General features: G+C 49.6%; 2 protein-coding genes and 1 pseudogene. All 3 read left to right on the forward strand.

The features are described from left to right. A pseudogene (locus MC7420_RS41505) lies at nt 1–409 on the forward strand (glutamate--cysteine ligase); the annotation flags it as partial. A gap of 179 nt (nt 410–588) precedes the next feature. Then, nucleotides 589–1,050 (forward strand): tRNA (cytidine(34)-2'-O)-methyltransferase, encoded by a 462-nt coding sequence (locus MC7420_RS15295; protein WP_006101391.1) that lies wholly within the window; start codon nt 589–591, stop codon nt 1,048–1,050. 993 nt (nt 1,051–2,043) lie between these two features. Next, entirely contained in the window at nt 2,044–4,662 is a 2,619-nt protein-coding gene (locus MC7420_RS35245; RefSeq protein WP_157453181.1) for a peptidoglycan DD-metalloendopeptidase family protein, read from the forward strand. Nucleotides 4,663–4,735: the final 73 nt, after the last annotated feature.

Raw genomic sequence — 4,735 nt, forward strand, 5'->3', positions numbered from 1 at the left:
CCGTTTAACCCAGCTTTTAAATGATCCGAGTCTTGACCCTCTCTACGGAAGTCACTTATCAACTCGCGCGGCTAACTTAGTCGCCCTCACTGAAGCTAACGAAATGGCGGCTGCCCGTTCTAGCTTAGATGCAAAACTCACCCATTGGCAGGATGGCAGAACGATTTCGGCACGGGAATGGATTGATGAACTCTATCAAGAAGTTTTACCCATTGCCAAAGCTAAAGGCTTCAGTTGCTTCCTCTCGCCCCTGAAAAAGATTCTCCGCCAAGGGAATACAGCCGGACAGTGGTTACAACTGCAATCTGTGGGCTTTGACACGCAGCAAATTCTCAACCGAGCGATTCAAGACATGACGGAACAAGAAAACGAACTTGAAGATAAGTTGTGTCAGGCTTTGGTGGCTTAATAACCAGGAGGGATGATTTGTCAAGACTATTCGGGCTAAAAATTAAAATATCTAATCAGCTTCTCCCCAAAAGCTGATATTAAAAAAACATATACTATCACAATTTCCAATGGGTCTAATCCAATTCATTCAGTCTCCCTGAGTGTGTAGGGTAGGATTGAAAAGAGGTTTGAGGTTTTATGCTTAGGGTTGTCTTAGTTTGCCCCCAAATTCCGCCCAATACAGGCAATGTCGCCCGTACCTGTGCCGCTACAGATACGGAGTTACATCTAGTTGGACCCTTGGGATTTGAAATTAGCGATCGCTACCTCAAGCGAGCCGGACTTGATTATTGGCCCTATGTCAAGTTTCACTACCATGAAACCTTGGAGGCATTTAATCAGGTTTCCCAAAAGCTGGGAGGGCGATGGATTGGTTTCAGCACTTCTGGGCAATACAGTTATGTTCAATTCCAATTTCAACCCAATGACTGGCTGTTCTTTGGCAGCGAAACTCAAGGGCTGTCCCCATCCGTTTTAACCCGTTGTGGCGCAACTGTGGTTATTCCAATGACACAACCCGGTGTTCGCAGTTTAAATCTTTCCGTCAGCGCGGCTTTGGGTTTGTTTGAAGCACGGCGTCAATTGGGATACCTAATCTAGGAAGACCATTCCCGGATAGCGTTCAAGTATTTAAACAGAAGAAACTTCCACCTTCAGCAGCCGCTAATTCCTGAGACTTGGCTTGACCTGAAGCATTTAAGCGTACAACAAGATACTACATTTATGTATACTGTCGTATATATAACTTTATTTAATCGGATCAAGGTTTAATTAAAATTAATTAAAATTTAACAAGTTCCCCCTTTGTGCAGATGGCATATTCTCAATTTATCTCCGCAAAAAAATTAATCAGGCGGAATTCAGCTATATAGAATACGGAAAAGCCACTCCTTTGATAAGAAATTTCTATACAAAAGAGTCCTGCCCCATCGAGGCGGATTGATAGATTTTAATCATCCCAAGTCGGTTGCCTCAGGAGCCTCAAACCCTATCTCCGCAAGAGGAAGCGCAATTTTAGCAGAGGGGAAGTCACCGACAACAGCGTTCCTAACCCGGGAAAGCTTGGGTAGACTGTACGGTTGTTCTTTACCAAAAATTCACGTAAAGTGCCGTCTGTAATCGTTAACTGCTAAACTATCGGTTGCTAGACTATGAGCTTGAGCTCTATACAGTTGCTAAATCCTGCGATCACCGGATAGCCTGGAAGGCTGAGAAAGCAACAAACCGACTTTAGAGTTCGGTTTGAAACTCTAGCCCTCTTCCGGAGAAAAGCCCGTCAAGTCTGTATGTTCTATGCACAACCCTTGACAAAAACCGCCCGACTATTAACTGTGTCTCGTTGATCAAGTATGAAAATATATTCGTCCAGAGACAGCGAGTTATGGCTTAATAAAGGGTGAATCGAGCGGTGATCGTCAACAACTAGAAATTTATCCAGTCAGATTAGCTTGTCTAAATCAAAAAAGCAGGGTACTCTTGCCTAAGTATGTTCACTGTCCGTGATCTAAATCACATTTTAGGGTGAGATCCCTCATTGACTGGGAAAACCATTTAGGAACTGTTCAGTGCTCGTCACACACTAGGAGGTCGTTTTTGAAACGGACATTTACGCAGAAGGTTAAACAGGTTCCTTCGTGTGCAGCCAACTCCGCCCACTCCTTTGAGGCTTTGTTGAAGCTTTCTGGGGAGAAGCCGCCAGTCGGCGCAACCATTCCGACCGAAGGCAACCGCAGAGCTAGGACTTCTGCTGCCATGATTGGATTGGCAATTTCCATGGGAGCTTCCAGCTTGTTGTTACCCCAACAAGGTGATGAAGCCGTAGCCTTGGAACCCATTGCCTCTGAGCCAACGCTGACAACTTTGCCTGTTGGCGTGTCAACGCCTGCGTCTGTGCCAACAGAAAGCGAACCAGACGTTGCCCAGCTCTCGAAACTGCCGCGAGCTACACCAGCTCCAACCCCAGCCCAATCGCCAGCCCAATCGACACCTGTCGTACAACACAATGTACAGGAAGGGCAAACGCTATGGGAGGTTTCGCAAACCTATAAAGTAGCTCCAGAAGCGATCGCGGCGTCGAATCCTGTCCAACCTAACGCCAATCTTGCAGTTGGACAGCAGCTAAAAATCCCGACTGTGAACGGTATCGTTCACGAGGCTAAACCGGGGGAAACGGTCAAATCCGTATCCAAATCTTACGGAGTCGAGCCAAATCAGTTACGGAACTCTACCGGGGTATCCGCATCCGGTCAGCTCAAAACGGGTGAATCCGTCACCGTTCCGGGTCAGGTCGATGACCTGCTCAAGGCGAGACAAGATGTTGCTGTTGATAATTTAAAGCACAAACGGAACCGCTTAAATAACAGTCTGGCGGAGTTGAGGTCTGAGGAGTCCATCAACCGAACAGCAACAGCAGCGACGCCATCCGCGTCAGCAACCCGTCTCCCAGGGGCAGAACGTACCCCAGCGTCAGCCGCGACGAATTCTAACAGTCCTATTGGTATCCCAATTCCCACTCCGGAAATTGCGGCATCACCGACAGTAGACTCAACGGCGGTCAATCAATCTCAATCTCCCGTCGTTATTCCGGTTCCGACACCAGAAATTGCCGCCTCACCGACGGTGGAGTCCTTAGGGGTTAATGGATACCAGTCACCTGTAGTGATTCCGGTTCCCACTCCAGACTCCGAAGCCGCCTCAGGGTCAAAATCCAAAGCGGCTCGCTCATCGGAATCGTCTGTGGTGATTCCGGTTCCCACTCCAGACACAGCCGCGTCTCTGGCGATTGAGGAAAACACACCGAAGCCATCACCCTCATCCGTGGTGATTCCGGTTCCTACGCCAAGTCCAGAGCATTTGACCTCACCAGAGGTATCGGAAGACCAAACACCGATCACCTTCCCCAATTCAAAGCTGGAACCCGTCACAACGCCAGAAATCACTGCTCAACCCCCAACACCGCAGCCCGTGGTGATGGAAACGGTGGTAGCCAATAGAGCGGCGACGAATACTTACGAGGTTAAACCGGGAGATACGGTAGACGCGATCGCACGTCGCTATGGTTTATCCCGTTCCGAATTAATTCAAGCGAACGGCTTAAATAATCCCAACCTGATTCGGGTCAATCAACAACTCACCATTCCCACGCCGCCATCGGCTGAGTCATCCGAGCAAAGAGTAACGTTTTTACCGGGTATTCAGGAGCAATCAAACAATTCAGTTACTCGCTCAGTACAACCAGACGTTGAAGCACCCAGAGTCGTTGTTCCTACCACAGCAACATCCGCCTCACCGATTACCCCAACAGTACCAACATCTCAACCGCCAACCGCTTCATCAACTGTTTTTACCCAATCCTCCGTTGGTGAAAACGCCCCAACCAATACCCCGATCGCGTTAGAGGCGAAACGGAATCAGCCCGCTAACGCTGGGGACAACCCCTACGTTGAACGCTTGAGGGCGGATATTCTGAGAATGCGGGCAGAATATCGCCGTCAGCAAACCACGGGTCAGACCCGTTCACCGAGCGAAGTGGTGGTTCCATCTGCGCCAGTTGCGCCGAGTGTAGCTGAGCAATCAACACCCGTTAGGGTCAATCCGGAATTCAATCCGCAGCGGTATGAACAGGAAACTCAAGCCACTTCAGTTCCCATCGCAGTACCGCCACCTGCGGCAACCCCATCTGAACCGAAGGAGCAGGTTGTAGCCGCCGCCCCAGCCCCACCAGCAAGTTATAACCCGATGCTGCAAACCCCGGTTGGGACAACGGTTGCACCTCAATTGCCTCCTCTGTCCGCTCCGGATATGTACTTGCCGGACAGCCCTGCCCCATTTAATGGCTATATTTGGCCCAGCAAGGGGGTTTTAACCTCTGGCTACGGGATGCGTTGGGGACGTATGCACAAGGGGATTGATATTGCAGCTCCGATTGGTACACCGATTGTGGCAGCTGCCCCTGGTGTTGTCGTCACCGCTGGTTGGAATTCCGGTGGCTACGGCAAATTGGTGGAAATCAAACATCCGGATGGTAGCTTGACCCTCTATGCCCACAACAATCGAATTTTGGTGCGTCGGGGTCAAGAGGTTGACCAAGGTCAACAAATTTCGGAGATGGGTAGTACGGGTTACAGTACAGGACCCCACTTGCACTTTGAGGTTCATCCAGGGGGACGCGGAGCCGTTAATCCAATGGCTTTTCTACCCAAGAATCGGTAGTTGGTTCTCCCAGCGACAAAAGTGTGTAGAGGCGTTGCCTGCAACGTCTCTTCTGGCGGGACACAGTTCAAAT

Source organism: Coleofasciculus chthonoplastes PCC 7420 (assembly GCF_000155555.1).
Taxonomy (GTDB): domain Bacteria; phylum Cyanobacteriota; class Cyanobacteriia; order Cyanobacteriales; family Coleofasciculaceae; genus Coleofasciculus; species Coleofasciculus chthonoplastes_A.